Below are 24083 nucleotides of genomic sequence, written 5' to 3'. Positions count from 1 at the left end.
GAATCTTTAAGTGTATTATGAAAAGAAAAATTAGATCTGTTTTTGTCGAATTCCTTACAAGTACATTGGGTAATTTACTTGTTGTATTGCGTCCAAACAAAGTGCGTCAATTATCTGAAAAAGGTTTGACTCTTGTATTAGGAGATCATTTGAGTTCAACAGAACGCTTAATGCGAAGAGCCATTCTAAAGAAAATTGAAAAAGCCAAAGATCATGACAAGCTCTCAGAATTACACAAAACCTATTGGGTTAAACAAGGCGATGATTTTGTAAATAATACACAAAATAACCTTGAGAATGTTCACCTACCTGCTTATAAAACGATACTCGATGTTCTTAGGAATGAAGTATCTAAAGATTCTATTACTTTCGGGAAATTAGTAGAAATAGGAACTGGTAATGGTAGTGTTTTAAGCTATTTATCTTCAAGTTATTCTGATGTAGAAGAACTGATAGGTATAGATCTAAGTAAAGAACAAACTAAAACAAATAATAGCACTTATAAAAGTAATCCTAAACTAGAGTTTGTTGCAGGAGATGTTTTAGATTGGATAGAACAACAGAAACAGGGTAATTTTATCTTTTTTACGTTTAGAGGCGTTTTAGAATACTTTAGCCAACAACAATTAAGTCTTTTTTTTGAAAAACTAAATAGTTTAGGTCATGTTATATTTTATGCTATAGAACCCACGGATGCAGAACATAATTATGAAAGGCATTCAAATTCTAAGGTGTATGGTGTAGAAGGCTCTTTTTCTCATAATTATGTAAAACTGTTTAAAGATGCTGGTTTTAAAATTTGGCATCAAGAACAAAAAGAAGAACAAGGGCATACTAATATTATAAGTGTCATCGGTGCAAAAAACTTTTAGGAAAACGAGATTGTTAATCGTACAATTAAAAGGTTAACTCTTATATTATACTAAGCTTTTAAGCTAATGGAATTTAAGCATTATCTTCAAGTTATCGATTTTTTTAGGTTTATAAAGGAATAAAGAAATATTAAATAATTCTTCTATTATATTTAAACCATAATTTAATTTTTGCCTTAGTTATTTTAACTATTGAGATTATTAAGTACTAACATACAAATTATGAGATTTCTCCCTATTTTCTCATAACCCCCTAGAACTAAATAATAATACTGTATTTGACTTTTGATATCTTTATTATAAGATGTGTTAAGTGTCAATTTACATTTGAAATTTTATTGGATTAAAAAAAATAATATTAACCATGTGAATAGCATACATAAAAGGTATGTTTCGGTATTCTTCATTCTTCTTAAAAGTTAAAAGCACCTCACAAAAGGTGAAGAATTATGAGGGCTACAAATTTTTACTCAATTAATAAAAAATGAAGACAATTACTTATGATGCTTTAAATAAAATAAGTCCGACCGAAAAAGAAAAAGTCGCAAATTTTATATTTACACATCTAGAAAAATACGGGGATCCTATAAGTGCCATAAAGAAAGCTATTGATTACGCTGTAAAAGATCGTCCTAGTTTAGGTGGTCATGTTTTTATTATGGAAAAAGATGATGAAATTATAGGAGCCGTTGTTATTAATAAAACAGGAATGGATGAGTATATACCAGAGAATATTTTGGTTTACATTGCAACTCATAAAGACCATAGAAGAAAAGGATTTGGGAAAAGTCTAATGCAATTTGCAATAGATAATTGTGAAGGCGCTATCGCTTTACATTGTGAAAAAGATAATCCAGCAAAAATGCTTTATGAAAAGTTGGGCTTTACCAATAAGTATTTAGAAATGCGACTAGAAAAATAAAGCGACTTAAAATCAGGATCTAAGTTGCTAGTTTGATGTCTCATTAACTTATAACCTAGTTTAATTGATGTTTTTAGCACTTTTATAATTTTTCAATTTACTGAAAAGAAACAAATTGCAATGGCAGAGTTAATTATACATTCAGAAAAGATAAAAGAAAACCTTAAGTATTTAAGTTATTATTTTGAAACTCATAACATCGCGTGGAGTTTAATTACTAAATTATTTTCTGGAGACAAAATTTTTATTAAAACCATATTAACAGAAGATATTATCGAAAAGATTCCTTCGGTTGGAGATTCTAGATTAATGAGTTTACGAAACATTAGAGCGGTATATCCTGATGTAAAAACAATTTACATCAACCCCTCTATAGCAGAACATGCCGATGATGTGGTAACCTATGCAGATATTTCTTTAAACACATCCATTACTACAATTGAAGCTTTAAATGAGGCTGCAAGGAAAAAAAATGTGATCCATAAAATCATTATTATGGTAGAGCTAGGTGACCTACGAGAAGGCATAAATAATGAAGATATCTTAGCGTTTTATAAAAGTGTTTTTAACCTCTCTCATATCGAAGTTTTGGGTATTGGCTCAAATTTAGGGTGTTTGTTTGGTGTAGCGCCAACACCTGAAAACCTGATGCAATTGTCGCTTAGTAAAACCCTTATATCGGAAAAGTTCAATACAGACTTAAAGTTTTTATCAGGTGGCACATCCATTACACTTCCTCTCATAGAAAATAATTTAATACCAAAAGAGATCAATCACTTTAGAGTAGGTGAAGCGGCATTTTTAGGTATTTGTCCTTTGGATGGCAAACAATTTAAAGAGCTAAATACAGATACGTTTGAGTTGCATGCAAATATTATAGAACTTCAAGTAAAGAATGTTGTGCCTGGTGGAATTATAAATGCAGCTCATTCTAGTGAAACAATTCATAATAACGAAAAAAATAATAATGTTAGATCTTACAAAGCTATTTTAGATTTCGGATTATTAGATGTGAGTAAAAGTGATATTGAAGCTGAAAATAGTTTTCTATATGTTGGTGCAACTTCAGATATGTTTGTTATTGATTTAGGTGAAAACAAAGAACAATATAAGCTTGGTGATAAAATAAAATTTAAACTCAACTATATGGCGGTTGTTAGGTTGCTGAATTCTAAATTTATAGATAAGGTGTATGTCTAAGTTGTTTTATAAAATCAAGGCAGATTTTAATAAATAAGGCAATCAGTTTTTTAGTTATAAGAGTTTAGAGTATTACGCTATTAATTGCTGATTCTGTTTGTGTTATAATCAATTTTTCACAATCATTTTGGTTTAATTTTATAAGAATTAAAAGCCGTTGTTATTAATCCGAAAAAAGTGTTGTACGACTAAAAGTTTTTAGCTAATTGAAAATTAGTATTAGCTTAGCCATTCCCTAATTAACCCCTCTGTTTTAATTGTAATTGATATTAAAAAGTTAAACCAATAGCTATTTAAGTCTTTAAAAGATAGGATTTTATATTATGGAATTAAGGAAAGAAGCGATAATTGAATCAATAAGGAAGTTTAATAATACCTCCACTGAATTCCCTAGTAACAAAACAATTGCAGACTTGTTTATTGAGCAAGCGCAATCCACTCCGGATAATTATGCCGTTATATATGGAAATGAGAAATTAAGTTTTAAAGAACTTGATGCTATTTCTAACCAATTTGCCAACTTTTTAATAGCTAATCATAACCTAAGTCTTACAGATTTTGTTGGTTTAATGATTGAGCGAAGTGAGTGGATTGTAATAAGTATCATTAGCATACTTAAAGCAGGTGCAACCTATGTGCCTATAGATATTGATTCTCCGCAAGTAAGAAAAGAATTTATTGTAAACGATTGTAAATGTAAATTTACTATTGATGCTGCTGTTATTAAAGATTTTATCAATTCAAGAAAAGAATATAGTGATAAGCCGCTCGCAAATATAGATTCAAAATCTAGTGACCTTGCTTATGTCATGTACACTTCTGGTACCACAGGGAATCCCAAAGGCGTAATGATTAAAAACATATCGGTTGTTAGTCTTATTCTAGGTGAAACTCAAAATTATGGTTTAGATAGTACAGATAAAATATTACAATTTTCTAACTATTTTTTTGATGCCTCAATAGAGCAAATATTTTTAGCCTTATTTAATGGAGCCACAACGGTAATTGTAGATAAGCAAACCATAAAAGACCATGCCGTTGCAGATTTTATAAAGAAACATTCCATAACACATTTAAATAGCACTCCAAGTTATCTTGAAACCATTGAAGGTTTATCTGAAATAAAATCACTCAGAAGAATTGTAGCAGGTGGTGAAACATGCTCACTAACATTAGCTCAAAAATTAAGCACGATATGTGATTTCTATAATGCCTATGGTCTTACAGAAACAACTGTAACTTCAATGTTATATAAATATTCTTCAAAAGATGATCATGATACGGTATTAACAATAGGAAAGCCTATACAAAACACAAAAGTTTATATTTTATCTAAAGATATGGAGATACTGCCTGTAGGAACTGCAGGTGATATGTACATGTCAGGTGTTGGTTTGGCAAAAGGTTATTTAAACTTACCAGAACTCACTACCAAAAGCTTTATTGAAAACCCATTTGAGCAGAATAGTCTGATGTATAAAACAGGAGATTTGGCAAAATGGCTTCCTGGTGGAAACATAGAATTTATTGGAAGAAAAGACGACCAAGTAAAAATTAGTGGTTATCGCTTAGAACTTGGAGAAGTTGAAGCGGCTATTAATACACTTCCAAATATTAAACGTGCCACTGTTATTTCTAGTAATCACACAGGAGAAGCAAGATTGGTAGCGTATATAGAATCTGAGAATAACACAAAAGATTCTAATAATGTACGTCATCAACTTTCCGAAATTCTTCCGGAATATATGATTCCGTCACTTATTATGTGGTTGGACCATTTTCCTATGACCACAAATGGTAAAGTAGATAAAAAGAATCTGCCACTTCCAGAATATCAAAGAGCTCTTAATGCACCACTTTTAAGAAAACCGAAAACTAAAATAGAGAAAGCTATTACAAAAATTTGGAGTAAAGCTTTGCATATACCTCAAATTGGTATTGATGATAACTTTTTTGAAATGGGAGGTAATTCACTCTTAACTCAAAAAGTAGCTGTTTTAATAGCCGAAAACCTGAACGTAAAAATACCCGTTACAAAGATTTATCAATATCCTACAATTTCTGGGTTAGCTCAGTTTTTAGAACTTGACCAAAATAAATCTACATTTGCCCATTCAAAGCGGAAAAATAAGCGGCAATCAAATAGTGATATTGCAATTATAGGTATGGCAGGAAGATTTCCTGGTGCATCTACAATTAATGAATTGTGGGAGGTTCTAAGCGAAGGAAAAGAAACGATTTCATTTTTTACACCAGAAGAATTAGATAAAAGCCTACCAGAAGAATTACGTAATAACCCATTGTATGTTGGAGCAAGAGGTATTGTACCTTCAGCAAAAACATTCGATGCTAAGTTTTTTGGACTCAACCCAAAACTTGCATCTGCTATGGATCCTCAGCAACGATTATTTCTAGAGATATCTTGGGAAGCATTAGAACAGTCTGGATATTTGCCAAATCTTTACGACGGTAAAATTGGTGTATTTGCAGGCGTTTATATTAATACGTATTTCCTTAATAATGTATTTCCTAACAAAGAATTGATGAGTCAAATCGGGGAAGTACAAGCCAATACAACTAATGATAAAGACTACATTGCAACACGTACTGCATATCATTTAAATTTAAAAGGACCAGCAGTAAGTGTACATTCAGCATGTTCAACTTCTTCACTAGCAATTGCTCAAGCCGTTGAGTCTATTCGTAATGGGCAATGCGATGTTGCTTTAGCAGGAGGCTCTAGTGTAACGTCACCAATGTATAGCGGTCATTTATATCAAGAAGGCTCGATGTTAAGTTCTAATGGTCAGTGTAGGTCTTTTGATGCCAATGGTACAGGCACCATGTTTTGTGATGGTGCTGGAGTAGTACTTCTTAAAAGTTTAGAAGATGCAAAACGAGATGGTGACATAATTCATGGAGTTATAAAAGGAATAGGTGTTAATAATGATGGAAGTGATAAAGGTAGTTTTACAGCTCCTAGTGTAGAAGGGCAAGCAGGAGCAATAAACAGTGCGCTATTAGATGCTGATGTTAAACCTTCTCAGGTAAGTTATATAGAAGCCCATGGAACCGCGACTCCTTTAGGCGATCCTATTGAGGTAGAAGGGCTTTGTTTGGCTTTTGGAGAACAAGAATCTAATGGCTATTGTGCCATAGGTTCTATTAAAAGTAATATTGGTCACCTTACTGCAGCAGCAGGAGTTGCTGGATTAATTAAGACGACTTTGGCAATGAAGCATCGTCAAATTCCTGCTTCTTTAGGATTTGAAAAACCTAATCCATCTATTGATTTTGAAAACAGTCCATTTTTTGTAAATAATAAATTAAGAGCTTGGGAATCTGAATCTCCGCGAATTGCTGGAGTCAGCTCTTTTGGTGTTGGTGGTACCAACGTACATATTGTTTTAGAAGAATATATAGCCGAAGAGAAAACAACAGATTCGGGCAGGCCTTTGCAATTACTAACATGGTCAGCTAAATCAGAAAATAGTCAACTAGGATATCAAAATGCTTTTGGTAATTATGTAAAAACAAATCCTGAAATAGCACTTGCAGATATTGCTTATTCGTTAAATGCGACAAGAGATGTTTTTAATCATCGGAGTTTCGCAATCGCAGGTCATACATTAGAGGCTAGTCACATCTTAAATACTGAAGATTCTAAAGCGATAAATAGCAATACACTAAAGGTTATTCCTAGTGAAATGGCATTTTTATTCCCTGGACAAGGTTCACAATATTTACAAATGGGAAAAGCCCTTTATGACGGTGAAACTGTTTTTAGAGATGCTGTGGATGATTGTGCAGAATTGCTAAAAGCCGATTTAAAATTAGACATAAGGAAAATTATATATCCAGAACTAAACAGTAATGATGCTGAGTTACAATTAAAAGATACCAAGTTTACGCAGCCTGCATTATTTGTAGTAGAGTATGCACTTTCTCAACTTTGGATGAGTTGGGGAATTAAACCGACGCTATTATGTGGTCATAGTATTGGTGAATTTGTCGCAGCACATTTAGCGGGTATTTTAACGTTAAAAGATGCTTTACATTTAATAGCCGTTCGCGGAAAATTGGTAAGTGAATTACCCGGAGGAAGTATGTTATCGGTACGTACAAATATTGAAAACCTTGAAGGATTAATCCCCAAAACATTATCTATTGCAGCTATAAATTCTGATCGCTTGATCGTGCTTTCAGGTCCAGATAAAGACGTTGAAGATTTTGCAAATAACTTAAATGATAAAGGGATTGCAAATATGCTTTTATCAACAAGTCATGCGTTTCACTCCATCATGATGGATCCTGTTTTGGGAGCTTTTGAAGATGAGGTCAAAAAAGTAACTTTAAATGTACCTCGCTTACCAATAGTTTCAACCGTAACAGGAGATTGGCTTACAGATGCAGAAGCCACAAGTACGAGCTATTGGACCAACCATTTAAGAGCAGCGGTAAACTTTTCTGGAGCCATGGAAACGGTTTTAGGATTAGAAGATCCAGTGCTATTAGAGATAGGTCCTGGCAGAGCACTTACAACGTTATCAATGCAAAAGAAAGGCTTAAAATCGGTAGCATCTATAGCCAGTTTATCTATTCCTAAGGAGGGAGAAAATGCTTACCATACCGTATTATCTGCGTTAGGAGATTTATGGTTAAATGGTATAGAGCCCAATTGGAAATCTTTTTATGGAGGTCAGCGTAGACAGAAAGTTGAGTTACCATCTTATGTGTTTGATAGAAAACCTTGTTGGTTAGATCCTCCACGTATTGAAACAACGATAAATACTTTAGTACATCCAGATTTGGTAAGAGGTAAAGTTGAAGAAAATATCACTATTGACAACGCGTCTAATATAAATACTCAGATCATGAGAAAGTCTATACTACTTAACAAAATAGCCGATATAATCGAAGATAATTCTGGATTGGAAATTGATGCCAATGAATCAGATCAAAGTTTTTTAGAGCTAGGACTAGATTCACTTGTTCTAACACAAATGGCTATTACGTGTAAAAATGAATTTAATGTCCCTGTAACTTTTAGACAACTTAATGATCAGTTTGGGACTCCAAATTTATTAGCAGAACATTTAGATCAGATATTGCCTGCAGAAGTTTACGCTCCAGAAGTCACTGTTAACCCTGTGGCTACAGCACCTGTGCAGCAAACAGCAGCGAACCCTATTCAAAATTCATATGCTGTACCACAAGCAGGTCAAAACCCAGCGCTAAATCTTATAGCTCAACAATTACAACTTCTAGGGCAACAACTTCAATTAATGCAAGGGAATGAAATTAATATGGCGGCAAGTGCACCAGTTGTTTCAAATGTACCAAGTACACCTCATATTAAGACTCAGAGTAAAGCCAATTCTGTTTCTCCATTACTTTCAACAAACGATAGTAGAACCGAAGAAGAAAAGAAAGAACACCAAAAACCTTTTGGTGCCTCTCCCAAAATAGATAAATTATCTACAGGGTTAAGTAGCGATCAAAATTTGTTTTTAAAGAACTTAATAACAAGTTATAATACTAAAACAGCGAAGAGCAAAGCTTATGCACAACAGCATCGTCCAAAAATGGCAGATCCTAGAGTCGTTTCTGGTTTTAAACCTTTAACTAAAGAGCTTGTGTATCCATTGGTTATAGAGAAATCTTCAGGTAATAAACTTTGGGATTTGGATGGTAATGAATACATGGATATTCTAAATGGATTTGGTGCCTGTTTATTTGGTCATCAACCCGACTTTATAAAAGAAGCATTGCACCACCAAATAGAACAAGGTTTTGAAGTCGGTCCACAACATCCATTAGCAGGTGAGGTTTGTGAAATGCTTTGTGAGTTTACAGGTCTAGATCGTGCAGCATTGTGTAATACGGGTTCAGAAGCTGTGTTAGGTGCCATGCGTATTGCAAGAACAGTTACAGGACGTTCACTTATTGTCGCTTTTTCACGTTCTTATCATGGTATTAATGATGAGGTTATTGTTAGAGGATCAAAAAAATTAAGAACATTTCCTGCAGCTCCAGGTATTCTTCCAGAGGCCGTTCAAAACATGTTGATTTTAGACTATGGTACTGAAGAAAGTTTAGCTATTATTAAAGAGCGCGCACACGAAATAGCAGCAGTATTAGTAGAACCCGTGCAGAGTCGCCGACCAGAATTTCAACCTATTGAGTTTTTAAAAGAAGTAAGAGAAATTACTAAAGCTTCTGAATCAGTACTTATTTTCGATGAAATTATTACAGGATTTAGAATGCATCTTGGAGGTGCTCAAGCTTTGTTTGGCATAAAGGCAGATGTTGCAACTTACGGAAAAGTTATTGGTGGTGGTATGTCTATCGGAGCTATTCTTGGTGAAAGAAAATATATGGATGCGCTTGATGGTGGCTTTTGGCAATATGGAGACGATTCTTTCCCAGAAGTAGGCGTTACTTATTTTGCAGGGACATTTGTACGCCATCCCTTAGCATTAGCAGCGGCAAGAGCCTCGTTAAATCATTTTAAAAATAAAGGAGCAGCACTTCAAGATGGTTTAGCATCATTAACAGAGCGTTTAGCGACCGAGCTTAACGCATATTTTAAAAATAATAGTCTTCCTGTTCAGATAACGCATTATCGTTCGTTATGGAGAACAACATTTTTAGAAGAAATTCCGTATTCTGAATTATTCTTTGTCTTAATGAGAGAAAAAGGATTTCATATTTGGGATGGTTTTCCGTGCTATATGACTGAAGCGTTTACAGACGATGATATTGATTATTTAATTAAGAATTTTATTAAGAGTATAGAAGAATTGGTAGCGGTCGGTATCTTTACCTCAGTACCAAATACAAATATTACTGACGGTATTAAAAATTTATCGACAAAAGAATTAAATACACCACCAGTTCCCAATGCACGTTTGGGTCTCGATGATGAAGGTAATCCAGCATGGTTTGTTAATGATGAGAAAACGAAAGATGAATTCCTTCGAATAGACTTATAAGAAATAAAAATAACAGGATCCAACCCGTTTTATAAAAATGATTTTACAACCAACCGAAACAAGTAAAAAAGTACCTTTCAATCCTTTTGATGGACCAAAAATTGAAAAGGTGATTTTCTGTACACAATCACAAGCAGAAATCTGGATTGGTTGTAAAATAGGAGGTGAGGATGCTAATAGATCTTATAACGAGTCTGTTTCTTTGGTGTTAAAAGGTGATTTGGATAAAACAGCATTGGAAGATGCCATAAAACAACTCGTCAAAAGACATGAGTCATTACGTGCTATCTTTAGTACAGATGGACGTTTTATGAGTATACTCGAGGAGGTATCTATTCCTTTAGGATATACTAATATTTCTCATCTTACAGATTCAGAGAAAAAACATAAAATTGCACAGTACATTTTAGCAGATGCTAATATGATTTTTGATTTGGTTAAAGGGCCATTATTAAAAACAGGATTAATAAAAATAAGTGAATCGGAGCACCAATTGGTACTTACAGCACATCATATTATTTGTGATGGTTGGTCTACAGGTATAATGATTGAAGAATTAGGACTCTTATATTCTTCTAACGTATCTAAAGAAGATCTTGAGATTCCTGAGCCAATTACCTATAGTGATTATGCAGATGAGCACCAGCAATTTCTAATTAGTGAAGAATTTCGTGAGACTGAAAATTTTTGGCTAAATCAGTATAAATCTGATGTTCCGGAATTAAATCTACCAACGGATTTTCCAAGGCCAGAAGTTCGTAATTATAAAAGTAACCGTCTTGATTTTCCATTAAACAGCGAGTTGTTAGCTAAATTTAAGAAAACAGGTGTACGTGCAGGTAGCAGTTTTGTAACTACTTTAATGACTGCTTTTGAACTGTTTTTGTGTAAACAAACAGGACAGAATGATATTGTTTTGGGTTTACCAGCAGCAGGACAAGCTGTTACAGGAAAAACGCAATTAATAGGCCATTGTGTTAATTTATTACCATTACGAAGTAAGGTTAAACTAGAGCAACCTTTTAGTGCTTATTTAAAAGACCGTAAATCTTTAATGTTTGATGCTTATGATCATCAACAGTTAAGTTTTGGTCAATTGCTTCAAAAATTACCTATAGCTAGAGATCCTTCGCGTATACCGTTGGTACCAGTCGTTTTTAATATCGATATGGGCATGAGTAATTTGGTTTCATTCAAAGATTTAACGTTTACATTAACAACAAATCCAAGAACTCATGAAGCGTTTGAAATCTTTTTAAATGCAAGTGGTACAGAAGATAATTTTGTTTTAGAATGGCAATATAACGCATCGCTTTTTACGAGATCTACAATAGAAAAAATGATGCTTTCCTTAGAGGATATCATTGAGAAAATTGTTGAAAATCCAGAGCGTACCATCTCAGATATTATAAAAACGGATGATACAGATTATAAAAAGCTTAATGCTACTGACGCCTCATATTCTAATTTGCCATTACATGAGTTATTAGCTATACAGGCTCAAAAACTCCCTAAAAAGCAAGCGATTAAATTTTTAAATACTGAAATTACCTACCAAACTTTAGAGCAACAAGTCAATCAATTAGCGCATAGCCTAAAAACGAATGGAATAAATAAAGGTGATTTTGTAGGGGTTTGCTTGCCACGCTCTATAGAACTAGTAGTAACGTTGTTAGCAATAATGGAATGTGGTGCAGCTTACCTGCCATTAGATCCTAATTATCCCAATGATCGCTTAAATTTTATGATCAATGATTCTGAAGCTAAGGTTTTAATAACAGCAAAAGCCTTTTCTTCAAAATTAGATACAAAAGCGTCAACGTTAATAATAGAAAAATTATTCTCAGAGTTACCTCAATTTTCAAAGGAAGCTTTAAACGTTGAGGTTTATCAAGACGACATAGCCTATTTACTCTATACTTCGGGGTCAACAGGAAAACCAAAAGGAGTACAAGTTTCTCATAAAAATCTAGTTAATTTTTTAACTAGTATGGCTATAGAACCAGGAATTAAAGAATCAGACAGGTTACTATCTATAACTACTATTTCATTTGATATAGCAGGTTTAGAATTATTTCTTCCACTTTTAAAAGGTGCTGAATTAATTATTTCTGATGATGATACTGCTAGAGATGGTAGGTTAATGTTAGATTTACTTAAAAAGGAAAATATTACCATGATGCAGGCTACTCCTACAACATGGCAAATGTTATTAGATTCAGGTTGGGAAACGGAGTTGCCTATAAAGGCATTATGTGGTGGAGAATCTTTGCCTTTGGCTTTAGCAAAAAAACTATTAACCAAAGTTGATGACCTTTGGAATGTTTATGGACCAACAGAAACTACAATTTGGTCTGCGGTAAAACAAATTAACAAGAGTGATAATTTAATTACTATTGGTAAGCCTATTGCTAACACACAATTGTATTTATTAAATGCTCAAAATATGTTGGTAAGTCCTGGTGCCATTGGAGAGTTATGTATTGCTGGCGATGGTGTTTCTATGGGCTATTGGAAGCGACCAGATTTAACAGCAGAAAAATTTATTTTCAACCCATTTGAAACGACTTCAAACCATACGTTATATCGTACAGGAGATTTAGGGAAATTGCTCCACACTGGAGAAGTTCAATGTTTGGGTAGAATGGATGACCAGATTAAAATTAGAGGTCATCGTATAGAATTAGGTGAAATTGAAGAGGTTATTAATACAATGGAAGATATAGAATCTACGGTTGTAATGATAGATAGAGAGCAATTAAAAGCATTTGTTATAACAAGTCAATCGTATGTTACTTCACCCAATTCAACCCAGAAATGGAAAGCGGCTCTAAAAGCATTATTACCTTCACATATGCTTCCGCAGGACATAAAGGTTCTAAAAGAATTTCCGACAACGCTAAATGGAAAAATTGATAGAAAATCGTTATTAAAAAACACTAGTATATCAACTGGTGATTTAAATCAAAATATAGGACCTAGAACAATTACAGAACAATTAATTGCAGATATATGGACGGAATGTCTAAAGGTTGATAACATTAGTGTTTTTAGTGATTTTTTCGAACTTGGAGGCCATTCTTTAATAGCTGTTAGAGTGATGTCGCTTATAGAAAAAGAAACAGGAAAAAGGTTGCCATTGGCTGCGTTAATGACGCATTCAACAATTGAAAAATTGGCACTCTATATGGATAAGGATCAAAACTCAACAACTTGGAATTCATTAGTGCCAATACAACCCAAAGGAGCAAAAGCACCAATCTATCTTGTACATGGTGCAGATCATAATGTTATGATATTTAAGTTGCTGTCTAATAACTTAGATGAGGATCAACCGGTTTATGGCTTACAAGCTAAAGGTCTTAATGGTATTGATGAGCCACTTAAAACCGTTGAGGAAATGGCTGACCATTACATTGCAGAAATCATACAATCTAATCCGTCAGGCCCCTATAATTTAGCGGGTTATTCATTTGGAGGTGTCATAGCTTTTGAAATGGCTAGGAAACTGATAGCACAAAATAAAAAAGTTAAAAGAGTAATATTATTAGACAGTTATGTTTACCCTTATTATTATCATTCTAATCCTGCAGAAAAAAGAATGGCACATACTAAATATACGGTAGCAATGTTGTTATTTATGACTAAAACCATGTTTAGTAGTAAAACAAATTTTGACCGTAGAATAGGGTTAATTAAAAATAGTATTAATAATACTTATTTAAAACTGAAATTTGGAAAAGAAGAACGACATAAACGACTTCATAGTTGGCCCTATGTACTAAATGAAATGCATAACAAAGCCATTTGGAACTATCAAATTCTACCACTAGACATACAGGTAGATTTATTAAGAGTAGAGGAGGAGGATATTTTTTATGCCCATGATACAGATAAGTTAGGTTGGGAAGCAGTTGCTATTGGTGGTGTTAATAAACATGTAATATCAGGAAATCATATAAATATGCTGTCGCCACCTAACGATAAAAAATTAGGTAGAATCATACAAGATTTACTTAATAATTAAGATGGATAATTCCAAAAGCATAGTCTTCTGCGACGCCTTAGAGGTTTTAGATTCCAATCAAGAGGTTTTAAAAGACGTCTGTTCGGATATTAAATTATTCAAAATTGAATTATCTCTGTATTATCAACTTACGGATATATTACTGAAAGCGTTAACTTCTGAAGAAGTAAAACGAGCGCAGCGCTATCATCAATTAAAAGATTCTAATCGGTTTATAATTTGCAGAGCGCTTCTAAAGTATGTAATAGCAGAAGAAAAAGGTTTAGATATTTCGCAGATTCACTTTGAAAAAAAAGCTAACCATAAGCCTTATTTCCCCCTTGATAGATCATTGTTTTTTAACGTGTCTCATGCAGGTGATTTTGCTGTTATTGCTCTTGGTAATTTTGAATTAGGCATCGATGTAGAACAGATAGATAGTAATTTTAAGTATTCTGATATTCTTTCAAGTGTTTTTAGTGTTGAAGAAATTAATTTTATAAGTCATTCTGAATTTGAAAGACGTACTTTTTATAAATTCTGGACAAGAAAAGAAGCTATAGTAAAAGCCACAGGAAAAGGTATTGATGAAGAATTTATAAATATTCCTGTATTAGATGGGGCTCATTTTGTTTCCTCATCTTTAGTTGATGGTTTTACAAACATTGAGGTTCGTAGTTTTAATTTAAATGCAGATCATACTGCAGCAATTGCTTATACGGATAAAAATAAAGGCATAATTTTTTGTAAAATTCCTAAAGCTGAAACATTATTGACTTTTTTTAATGAATAAGTAGTGTAACATAAGTTACTTCTGCTTTAAGTTATACGTTGTATTTTTATTTAAATTTCTTTAGAATGAAAAATAGTATAACATTACTCGTTTTAACACTAACTTTTGTGAATTGCAACTCTAATCATAAGGCTAAAAGTCCTTATGGTAACGTTAAGAAAGTGACATCTGTAACAGAGCATCCTGGTAAAAAAATGATGGAAGCTAATTGCTATGTTTGCCATAATTCTACTGCAACTGAAGCCGATAGAATTGGTCCTCCAATGATAGCCATTAAAAAACATTATATTGATAGTGAAACAAGTAAAGAAGACTTTGTTGCTTCAATGCAAGCTTGGATTAAAAACCCAAATGCAGATGATGCTAAAATGTATGGAGCTGTAAAACGATTTGGGGTGATGCCTAAACAAGCATTTACAGAGAAAACTATAGAACAGATTTCGGATTATATGTATGATTATAACATAGATCAACCAGAATGGTTTGAAGATCACTTCAATGAAGAAAGGGACAAAGGCATGGGAAATGGAAAAGGTAAGGGGATGGGAAATGATCAAGGTAAAAAGCGTGGTATGCAACAAGCCCAAACTAATTTTCAAGATTTACCCTATGGTGAGCGTGGTCTAAAATATGCGTTAACCACAAAAGCGGTTTTGGGTAAAAATTTAATAGGTACAATTCAGAAAAAAGGAACTTTAGAAGCGTTAGCATTTTGTAATGTGCGAGCATACCCTTTAACAGATAGTATGTCTGTGGTGCATAATGCTATTATAAAACGTGTTTCAGATAAACCAAGAAACCCAAAAAATACAGCGAATTCAGAAGAATTAGAATATATAAATACCTTTAAAAAGGTTATTGCTAATCACGAAGAAGCAAGACCAATTGTAAAAGAACTAGATAATGAAGTAAGGGTTTATTATCCCATTACGACAAACACCATATGTTTACAATGTCACGGAAAACCAAATGAAACTATAGAAGCTTCCACGTTAAAAAAAATTAAAAGATTATATCCAATGGATAAAGCTGTTGGTTATAATAATAATGAAGTGAGAGGAATTTGGAGTATTAATTTCGATAAATAAAATCAAGTCAGGTATGAGCAAATTTTTAGAAATAATAAATCAAGATAAACCAGTTTTAGTTGATTTCTTCGCAGATTGGTGTGGACCATGTAAAACATTAGGACCAATCTTAAAACAAGTAAAAGACGAATTAGAGGATAAAGTTTCCATCATAAAAATTAATGTAGATAAAAATGAAGCTTTAGCTTCAAAATATCAAGTACGAGGTGTTCCTACAATGTTGTTATTTAAAAATGGTAAACAGGTTTGGAGAGAATCAGGAGTACTTCAAAAGAATCAAATAATTGATGTTATTCACTCTAAAAATTAAGATCATAAAGACAAGATAATTGATGTCAATATGAAAAATAATCCAGCAGATTTTTGGAACGATCGTTTTAATAGCGAAGAATTTGTTTACGGTACACAACCTAATGTCTTTTTTAAAGAAGCGTTAGATAAGTTAAAAGCAGGAACGCTTCTTTTGCCAGCAGAAGGAGAAGGTCGTAACGCTGTTTATGCCGCTACAAAAGGTTGGACTGTAACTGCTTTTGATATCAGTAAAACTGGGAAAGAAAAAGCATTGCTTTTATCTCAGCAAAATAATGTTTCAATAACTTATGATGTCGTTGGCGTATTAGATTATACAAGTAATGAAAAATTTGATGCTATCGGTTTATGCTATACTCATTTTCCTATAGATATTCGTAAAGAAGCAAACCAGCATTTATTGAAATTTCTTAAAAAAGGAGGTCTAGTTATTTTTGAAGCTTTCTCTAAATCTCAATTAAAAAATAATTCTGGTGGTCCTAAAAACGAAGCAATGTTATTTTCTTTAGAAGATATAAGACAAGAATTTAAAGGTTTAGAGTTTAAATTATTAGAAGAAAAAACAATAGAACTTTCAGAAGGCAAATTTCATAAAGGAAAAGCAGACGTAATTCGGTTTTTAGGTATAAAAAAGTAAATGTATTTATAATATAATGAGTACTTTATATTATGGTGTTTTAGATTGAGTCAATAGATTTAATATCAATTATTTTTTCATTGTAATTTTAACTAAATAGAGCTTAAAATTGTAACAAATGTAACATAGCAAACCTTTCAAAAAGCATAACTTTGTATTATCCAAAATAAAGTTTATGGAAGACATGCTTTTTTACGATAGATTGCAATTTGCATTTACTATCACATTTCACTACATCTTTCCACAGTTAACCATGGGATTATCCTTAATGATAGTCTATTTCAAATGGAAATATCTCAGAAATAAAATCGAAAAATATAACAATGCAGCAAAGTTTTTTATGAAAATCTTTGCCATTAATTTTACAATGGGGGTCGTTACAGGGATTCCAATGGAATTTCAATTTGGTACCAATTGGGCAAAGTTTTCTGAGCTAACAGGTGGAATTATAGGTCAGACCTTAGCCATGGAAGGTATGTTTTCTTTCTTTTTAGAATCCTCATTTTTAGCACTATTTATTTTTGGTGAGAAATTAATGGGACAAAAACTACATTTTTTAACTGGTTTTTTAGTCTTTTTAGGTTCTTGGGCAAGTGGTTGGTTTATTTTAGCCACCAATGCTTGGATGCAACATCCTGTAGGTTATGAGATCTTAGATAATGGAAAATTTGTATTAGACAATTTCTCAGCACTTTTCACCAACCCTTGGTTATTACCAGCTTTCTTGCATAATCAAATGGCATCTGTTGTAACGTCGGCTTTTGTGATGGCAAGTATCGGAGCTTTTTATATTTTAAGAGATAAGCATTCTGAATACGGAAGGTTATTTTTAAAAACGGGTGTTATTTTCGGATTAATATCTAGTGTTTTAGTAGCTTTTCCTACAGGAGATTGGAATGCAAAAAATGTTGCTAAACATCAGCCAGGAGCTTTTGCAGCAATGGAAGGTATTTTTGAAACAGAAGATGCTGGTGCAGAAATAGTACTTATTGGTCAACCCAATATGGTAGAAAAAAAGTTAGACAATAAAATTGCCGTTCCTAATATCTTAAGTTTTTTAACCTATCAAGAATGGCATAGACAGATTCCAGGAATGGATCAATTTGAAGAAGATGAATTGCCAGATAATATTCCGGCGCTGTATTATTCTTATCATATAATGGTCGGTTTAGGAACTATTTTTATAGGGGTCATGGCTTTAGCGCTTTTCTTTTTATGGCGTAAAAAATTGTACAACATGAAGTCTTTACTTTGGACCATCATGTTTTTGGTACCGTTTCCTTACATCGCAAACATTACCGGTTGGTATACTGCAGAATTAGGAAGACAGCCTTATTTAGTTTATGGCTTGTTAAGAACAAGCGATGGTATTTCTCCTACGGTTTCATCTGGGAATACCTTATTTACTTTACTTGGTTTTGTTGCTTTGTATATGCTTTTAGGATTGTTATTTTTAGTCTTAGTTGGTAAAACTATTAACCACGGTCCAACACCTCAAAAACATTAATTATGGAAATATTTTGGTACATAGCAATAGGAATTGTCCTAACCGTGTTTTTTATTTTAGACGGTTATGATTTTGGTGCGGGAATTATTCATTTATTTTTTGCGAAGGAAGAAAAAGATAAAGAAGTCATTACAAAATCTGCAGGCTTATTTTGGGATTCTAACGAAGTTTGGTTAGTGGCTGCAGGAGGTATGCTTTTTATGGCATTCCCAACATTTTATGCCTCTGTTTTTAGTGGATTTTATTTGCCACTAATAATTGTGTTATGGTTAATTATTTTTAGAGCCATCGGCTTAGAATTTAGAGGGCAATTTAAATATCAAATGTGGAAAGATATTTGGGATAAATCCTTTGGTGTTTCTAGTTTGTTATTAGCGTTGTTTTTCGGAATCGCTTTAGGTAATATTGTTAGAGGAGTAAACCTAGGAAGTGTAGAAAATGGCGTGTCTGCTCACGAAGGGCATTATTTCTTCTTACCGTTATGGGACAGTAGCTTTAGTCCATTAACAGACCATCCAGGAGTTATCGATTGGTTTACTATAATAATTGGTTTAATAGCTGTAGTTACTTTAGCAATCCATGGTGCCAATTGGATCATTCTAAAAACCAATTCCTCTATAAATAAGAAACTCAAAGGTGTTATTTTTAAATTAAACATCGCTTTGGCAACTCTTACCATTTTTTCTTTAGTTGTATGGCAAAACGTGAACCCCAATTCATTAGATAATTTTATTCATAAGCCTTATTTAATGTTATTTCCTGTCATTTATTTAACAGGATTGATAGGATTATTTTTTATTAAAAAAATTAAAAAGAATAGTCATGCTTTTTTGTTGTCAACTTTGTTGATTTTAGGTGGAATTACCTCTTCATTGGCATCTTTATTTCCAGTAATATTACCTTCAATTAATAATAAGCATGAGGATTTAACCATTTATAATACGTCTGCATCAGAATATGGGTTGTCTGTAGCTTTAATTTGGGGGATTATAGGCTTTGCCTTGATTGTTGTTTACTTTATTATTCAAAAAAGATTAATGAGCGGAAAAATTGACAACATGGATTATGGCCATTAGAATATTCATAATATTATGACAGGAACACTAATCGCATTAATAAGTATTGTAATAGGAATAGTCGCAGCAAACGTAACCGGATATGTTTATAAAAAATATTCATTCGGTGTTATAGGCAATACCTTAATTGGTGTTTTTGGAAGTGTTTTTCTTATCAAATCATTTGGCAGATTAGGCTTCGATCCGTGGTCTATTATGAATGATGGAGACTTTGATGGTGTGCGCTTAATTATTAATTTATTAGTGTCTGCTTTAGGTGGTGTTTTAGGTTTAATTGTAACTAAAATGATTTATAGTAAAATGAATAAAGAGTAGCTCATAACTTATAAGTTACTCTTTATTCATTTTCATGTTAATAAAATTAAAGATCAAGTGTTTTTTTATTTCAAACCAAATCCATATTATAAAAACCACCACAGTTTTTCTTTCGTTTTTTAGAAAATTTAGTGATTAAATAAGCGGTGATAATCAAGTTTCGTAATTCACATAAATCAGAAGATAATTCCGAGTGGTCATATAAACGTTTGTTATCTTTATGTAACACACGCAAGCGTTTTTCTGCACGTAATAAGCGTTCGTTAGATCTTACAATACCAACATAATTACTCATTATGGTTTTAACTTCATTTTTATCGTGTGTAATTAAAATGTTTTCCATGTTTTTAATCACGCCGCTATCATTCCATTCGGGGATTCCTTTTGGCATCGTCACGTTTTCAAATTTTTTATGAACATGAAGATAAGCTCGATGTGCGTAAACCAATCCTTCCAATAAAGAATTCGAAGCTAATCGGTTACCACCATGTAATCCGGTTCTGGTAACTTCACCACAAGCATATAAGTTTTTAATAGAGGTTCTAGCACTTTTATTGACATTAACACCACCACAGATGTAATGAGAAGCCGGTAAAACCGGAATAAAATCTTTTCTAATATCTATACCAAGTGAAGCGCATTTTTCGGTAATATTAGGAAAATGTGCTTTAAATTTTTCAAAATCTAAGTGGGTGCAATCTAAGTACACATGTGGCGAACCACTTTTCTTTAATTCATTATCAATAGCTCTGGCTACAATATCTCTCGATGCTAAGTCTTCGCGATTGTCGTAATTGTGCATAAATGCTTTACCATCAATTGTTCTTAATTTTGCACCAAAACCTCTTACGGCTTCAGAAATTAAAAAAGCAGGATATTCTCCTGGATTATACAATGCCGTTGGGTGAAACTGAATAAACTCTACATCAGCAATTTCTGCTTTGGCTCTATACGCCATGGCTAATCCATCACCTGTTGCTACTTTTGGGTTGGTTGTTGTTTCGTAAACTTGTCCGCTGCCGCCAGAAGCTAACATGGTAAATTTACTTACAAAGGTTTTTACAACTGATTTTTTTTCGTCTAAAACATAAGCCCCAAAACAAGATATTTTAGAGTGTCGCTTTGTTTTTGTTTTTTTAGCTTGATGTTCTGTAATAAAATCAATAGCATAATGATGCTCTAAAAATTCAATATTGTGTTGGGCATTAACTTGGGCAATTAAAGCGCGTTCAATTTCTGCACCTGTAACATCAGTATGGTGCAAAATGCGGTTTTGAGAATGGCCACCTTCACGACCTAAATCGTATTCGCCTTCGTCATTTTTATCAAATTTTGTACCCCAATCAATTAACTCTTGTAAGCGCTCTGGGGCATGTTTTACCACCATTCTCACTACTTTTTCATCACATAAGCCATCACCTGCAACTAAAGTATCTTGTATATGCTGTTCAAAACTATCTACCGTTTTGTCATAAACGGTTGCAATACCACCTTGAGCATATTTGGTATTCGATTCTGTTTTTTCGTCTTTAGTGACAATAATGATTTTAGAATTTTTATATTGAATTGCAATTTTTAAAGCAAAAGTTAAGCCCGAAACACCAGAGCCAATAACTAAAAAATCGCATTCTATTATTTTTTTTTCACTTACCATGTAGAACTATTTATTTTGAAAGCGCTAACATTCTTTCAATTGGTATAATTGCTTTTTTTGCCAATTCAGTATCAACTTCAATACTTGGTAATTCGTGTTTAATACACAAATAGAGTTTTTTTAAGGTATTCATTTTCATATAAGCACATTCGCTACAGGCACAGGTATTATCTTCTTTAGCAGGCGCAGGAATAATTTCTTTATCAGGATTTTCTTGTAGCATCTGAAATAAAATCCCGGCTTCCGTAGCCACAATAAATTTAGTTTTATTACTATTTTTTACATAATTCAATAAACCAGCAGTAGACCCAATGTAACTAGCCACTTGAAGTAAGTGAGCTTCCGATTCGGGGTGCGCTATAATCTCGGCATCAGGATGTGATTTATATAGTTTAATTAATTTTTCCATAGAAAAAGCTTCATGAACAAGGCAAGAGCCTTCCCATAAAACCATATTTCGTCCTGTTTCTTTGTTTAAATAAGCACCCAAATTTCTATCGGGTGCAAAAATAATGGGTTGTTCTTTAGGTATCGAATCCACTATTTTTTTAGCATTAGAAGACGTACAAACGTAATTGCTGAGTGCTTTAATTTCTGCAGAACAATTAATATAAGTAACCACAACGTGATTTGGATATTGTTTTTTAAATTCTGAAAACTTATCTGGCGGACAAGAATCGGCTAAAGAGCAGCCTGCTAATAAATTAGGAAGCAATACTTTTTTTGTTGGGTTTAAAATTTTAGCAGTTTCAGCCATAAAATGCACACCAGCAAAAATTATCATGTCTGCATCTGTTTTGGCTGCTTGTTGCGCTAAAGCTAAGCTATCTCCAACAAAATCAGCAATGGCTTGGATGTCCTCTCTCTGATAATAATGTGCTAATAGAATGGCGTTTTTCTCTTTTTTTAATCGTTTTATCTCTTTTATATAATCAATATTAGGTGTTTCAGTATCTAAATAACCTTTTTTGTTAAGGCTTAATTTTGCGGATTCTAATGTTGTCATTTCTAATAAGGTTCAATAAATAGTTTAAAATAAGACATATGTCTTTAGCAAAAGTAGGGGCTTACTTTTTTCTAAAACATGATAAAAGACATGTATATACTTGAATTTTATATAAGTTATAGTTTGTAAGTATTGATATATAATTTTAATTTATTGAACACTACGTATACCTACGTATTTTTATTCTTATAAAAGTCTGTAAATTTGATAGATTATAATTAACCAATTCTATCTGATTGATATTGTATTTTTTATGGCAGCTAAAAATTAGTGTTTTATAAAAATTTAAGCTTTGTTTTGATGATCGTTGTAGTTATAATTTTAGTAAAACCTAAAGTATTTTTAATAAAAAAATCTCAAAAAATTAATAACCAACTCATACACTATGAAACAAAAATTACTTTATATTAAATATTTAATATTGTTTTTTATAATGGCATTAGTACCTCTAGGGGCAGTCTCTAAAACAACAACATTAAATTTTACAGGTGTAACTTTATTAGACGCTAAAGCCTCAATAAAAGCTTCTATGGTTGCAGAAGAAGTTATTAAAAAAACTGATGCTATAGCTAATGCTACAGAAGTACAATTAGCCAATTATAAAGCTAATAAAACAGTATTATTAGCTACTTCAACAACCCCAGACAGCAACAACATTCTTTATGTCAATAAAGCTGTAAGTGGTGGTACAGCAGATGGTAGTTCTTGGGCAAACGCGCTACCAGAACTAGCAGATGCCTTAGTTTGGGCAAAAAATAATGAAGCTACTAGTTGGGCAACAACGCCCTTACAAATATGGGTAGCAGGCGGTACATACAACCCGCTTTATAGCCCAGAAGATGGCGCCAATTTTGGAACCAACCAAACAAGAGAAAACACCTTTTTAATGGTGAATAATGTGCAGTTGTACGGTGGTTTTGCAGGTACAGAAACTACTTTAACTGCCCGAGATTTAAGTATTACAACTAATACAAGTATTCTAAGTGGAGATATTGGTACGTTAACTGATATTAGTGATAATACTTATCACGTGGTGGTTTCTAGTGGAGATGTAGGGAGCGCTTTATTAAATGGTTTTAAAGTTACGGCAGGTAATGCTAATAGTTATTCATCGATACTGATAAATACTAATAATTATAATGGATATATTGGCGGCGGAATTTTTAATAGTTCTTCATCACCTAGTTTCACTAATGTAGAGATTACAGAGAATACAGCTAACTATGGCGGCGGAATTTATAATTGGAGTTCATCACCTAGTTTAACTAATGTAGCGATTACAGATAATACAGCTAATAATGATGGCGGCGGAATTTTGAATCAATCTAATTCATCACCTAGTTTTACTAATGTAGAGATTACAGAGAATACAGCTAACTATGGCGGCGGAATTTATAATTATAATAATTCATCACCTAGTTTAACTAATGTAGCGATTACAGGGAATACAGCTGTTTATAATGGTGGCGGAATTTTTAATAATACTTATTCATCACCTAGTTTTACTAATGTAGCGATTACAGAAAACACAGCTAGTGGTGGTGATGGCGGCGGAATTTTGAATCAATCTAATTCATCACCTAGTTTTACTAATGTAGTGATTACAGAGAATACAGCAGCTGGGGTTGGCGGCGGAATTTATAATTATGATAATTCATCACCTAGTTTAACCAATACAACGGTTGTAGGGGCTATTTATAATA

At 32.9% G+C, this 24083-nt stretch carries 15 protein-coding genes; 13 read left to right on the top strand and 2 right to left on the bottom strand.

All coding sequences use genetic code 11. The features are described 5' to 3' along the window. The first annotated feature begins 17 nt into the window (after window positions 1–17). The 12 genes from HM985_RS11095 (at window position 18) to HM985_RS11040 (ending at window position 19720) form a co-directional block, all read left to right on the top strand. Window positions 18–872, top strand: coding sequence for a methyltransferase domain-containing protein (locus tag HM985_RS11095; RefSeq protein ID WP_179376323.1), 855 nt, complete (start codon window positions 18–20; stop codon window positions 870–872). Window positions 873–1356: 484 nt separating this feature from the next. Next, entirely contained in the window at window positions 1357–1794 is a 438-nt protein-coding gene (locus tag HM985_RS11090) for a GNAT family N-acetyltransferase (RefSeq protein ID WP_179376322.1), read from the top strand. 120 nt (window positions 1795–1914) lie between these two features. Beyond that, window positions 1915–2994, top strand: coding sequence for an alanine racemase (locus HM985_RS11085; RefSeq protein WP_179376321.1), 1080 nt, complete (start codon window positions 1915–1917; stop codon window positions 2992–2994). 323 nt (window positions 2995–3317) lie between these two features. Further along, window positions 3318–9989 carry a polyketide synthase gene (locus HM985_RS11080; protein WP_179376320.1) on the top strand — a complete coding sequence of 2224 codons (6672 nt, stop codon included), beginning with the start codon at window positions 3318–3320 and terminating at the stop codon, window positions 9987–9989. Between the two features lie 37 nt (window positions 9990–10026). Further along, complete coding sequence (locus HM985_RS11075) at window positions 10027–14016, top strand: non-ribosomal peptide synthetase (RefSeq protein WP_179376319.1); 3990 nt, start codon at window positions 10027–10029, stop codon at window positions 14014–14016. Window position 14017: 1 nt separating this feature from the next. Further along, window positions 14018–14788, top strand: a complete 771-nt coding sequence (locus HM985_RS11070; RefSeq protein WP_179376318.1) for a 4'-phosphopantetheinyl transferase family protein — start codon at window positions 14018–14020, stop codon at window positions 14786–14788. Between the two features lie 65 nt (window positions 14789–14853). Further along, complete coding sequence (locus HM985_RS11065) at window positions 14854–15876, top strand: c-type heme family protein (protein WP_179376317.1); 1023 nt, start codon at window positions 14854–14856, stop codon at window positions 15874–15876. A 13-nt stretch (window positions 15877–15889) separates the two neighbouring features. After that, window positions 15890–16186 (top strand): thioredoxin, encoded by a 297-nt coding sequence (trxA, locus tag HM985_RS11060; protein WP_179376316.1) that lies wholly within the window; start codon window positions 15890–15892, stop codon window positions 16184–16186. A 30-nt stretch (window positions 16187–16216) separates the two neighbouring features. Continuing rightward, window positions 16217–16822, top strand: a complete 606-nt coding sequence (locus HM985_RS11055) for a class I SAM-dependent methyltransferase (RefSeq protein ID WP_179376315.1) — start codon at window positions 16217–16219, stop codon at window positions 16820–16822. A 175-nt stretch (window positions 16823–16997) separates the two neighbouring features. After that, complete coding sequence (locus tag HM985_RS11050) at window positions 16998–18329, top strand: cytochrome ubiquinol oxidase subunit I (RefSeq protein WP_179376314.1); 1332 nt, start codon at window positions 16998–17000, stop codon at window positions 18327–18329. A 2-nt stretch (window positions 18330–18331) separates the two neighbouring features. Next, entirely contained in the window at window positions 18332–19405 is a 1074-nt protein-coding gene (gene cydB, locus HM985_RS11045) for a cytochrome d ubiquinol oxidase subunit II (protein ID WP_179376313.1), read from the top strand. 15 nt (window positions 19406–19420) lie between these two features. Next, entirely contained in the window at window positions 19421–19720 is a 300-nt protein-coding gene (locus HM985_RS11040) for a hypothetical protein (RefSeq protein WP_179376312.1), read from the top strand. Between the two features lie 70 nt (window positions 19721–19790). Here the strand turns inward: HM985_RS11040 and nadB are convergent, their stop codons facing one another. Then, window positions 19791–21374, bottom strand: a complete 1584-nt coding sequence (nadB, locus tag HM985_RS11035; protein ID WP_218843412.1) for an L-aspartate oxidase — start codon at window positions 21372–21374, stop codon at window positions 19791–19793. A gap of 10 nt (window positions 21375–21384) precedes the next feature. Then, the gene (nadA, locus tag HM985_RS11030) at window positions 21385–22380 is read right to left on the bottom strand and encodes a quinolinate synthase NadA (RefSeq protein ID WP_179376311.1); all 996 of its coding nucleotides are present in this window, start codon (window positions 22378–22380) and stop codon (window positions 21385–21387) included. A gap of 385 nt (window positions 22381–22765) precedes the next feature. Between nadA and HM985_RS11025 the strand changes: the two genes are divergently transcribed. Then, on the top strand, window positions 22766–24083 hold a 1318-nt coding region (locus tag HM985_RS11025), incomplete at its 3' end, for a hypothetical protein (RefSeq protein ID WP_449489492.1).

It is taken from the genome of Winogradskyella wichelsiae, from assembly GCF_013403925.1.
GTDB lineage: Bacteria > Bacteroidota > Bacteroidia > Flavobacteriales > Flavobacteriaceae > Winogradskyella > Winogradskyella wichelsiae.
This window is presented reverse-complemented; position numbering and strand designations above follow the sequence as displayed.

Bases quoted from the DNA above. Each gene is read 5' to 3' on its own strand.
- HM985_RS11095 (WP_179376323.1), top strand. From the start codon at position 18: ATGAAAAGAAAAATTAGATCTGTTTTTGTCGAATTCCTTACAAGTACA.
- HM985_RS11090 (WP_179376322.1), top strand. From the start codon at position 1,357: ATGAAGACAATTACTTATGATGCTTTAAATAAAATAAGTCCGACCGAA.
- HM985_RS11085 (WP_179376321.1), top strand. From the start codon at position 1,915: ATGGCAGAGTTAATTATACATTCAGAAAAGATAAAAGAAAACCTTAAG.
- HM985_RS11080 (WP_179376320.1), top strand. From the start codon at position 3,318: ATGGAATTAAGGAAAGAAGCGATAATTGAATCAATAAGGAAGTTTAAT.
- HM985_RS11075 (WP_179376319.1), top strand. From the start codon at position 10,027: ATGATTTTACAACCAACCGAAACAAGTAAAAAAGTACCTTTCAATCCT.
- HM985_RS11070 (WP_179376318.1), top strand. From the start codon at position 14,018: ATGGATAATTCCAAAAGCATAGTCTTCTGCGACGCCTTAGAGGTTTTA.
- HM985_RS11065 (WP_179376317.1), top strand. From the start codon at position 14,854: ATGAAAAATAGTATAACATTACTCGTTTTAACACTAACTTTTGTGAAT.
- trxA (WP_179376316.1), top strand. From the start codon at position 15,890: ATGAGCAAATTTTTAGAAATAATAAATCAAGATAAACCAGTTTTAGTT.
- HM985_RS11055 (WP_179376315.1), top strand. From the start codon at position 16,217: ATGAAAAATAATCCAGCAGATTTTTGGAACGATCGTTTTAATAGCGAA.
- HM985_RS11050 (WP_179376314.1), top strand. From the start codon at position 16,998: ATGGAAGACATGCTTTTTTACGATAGATTGCAATTTGCATTTACTATC.
- cydB (WP_179376313.1), top strand. From the start codon at position 18,332: ATGGAAATATTTTGGTACATAGCAATAGGAATTGTCCTAACCGTGTTT.
- HM985_RS11040 (WP_179376312.1), top strand. From the start codon at position 19,421: ATGACAGGAACACTAATCGCATTAATAAGTATTGTAATAGGAATAGTC.
- nadB (WP_218843412.1), bottom strand. From the start codon at position 21,374: ATGGTAAGTGAAAAAAAAATAATAGAATGCGATTTTTTAGTTATTGGC.
- nadA (WP_179376311.1), bottom strand. From the start codon at position 22,380: ATGACAACATTAGAATCCGCAAAATTAAGCCTTAACAAAAAAGGTTAT.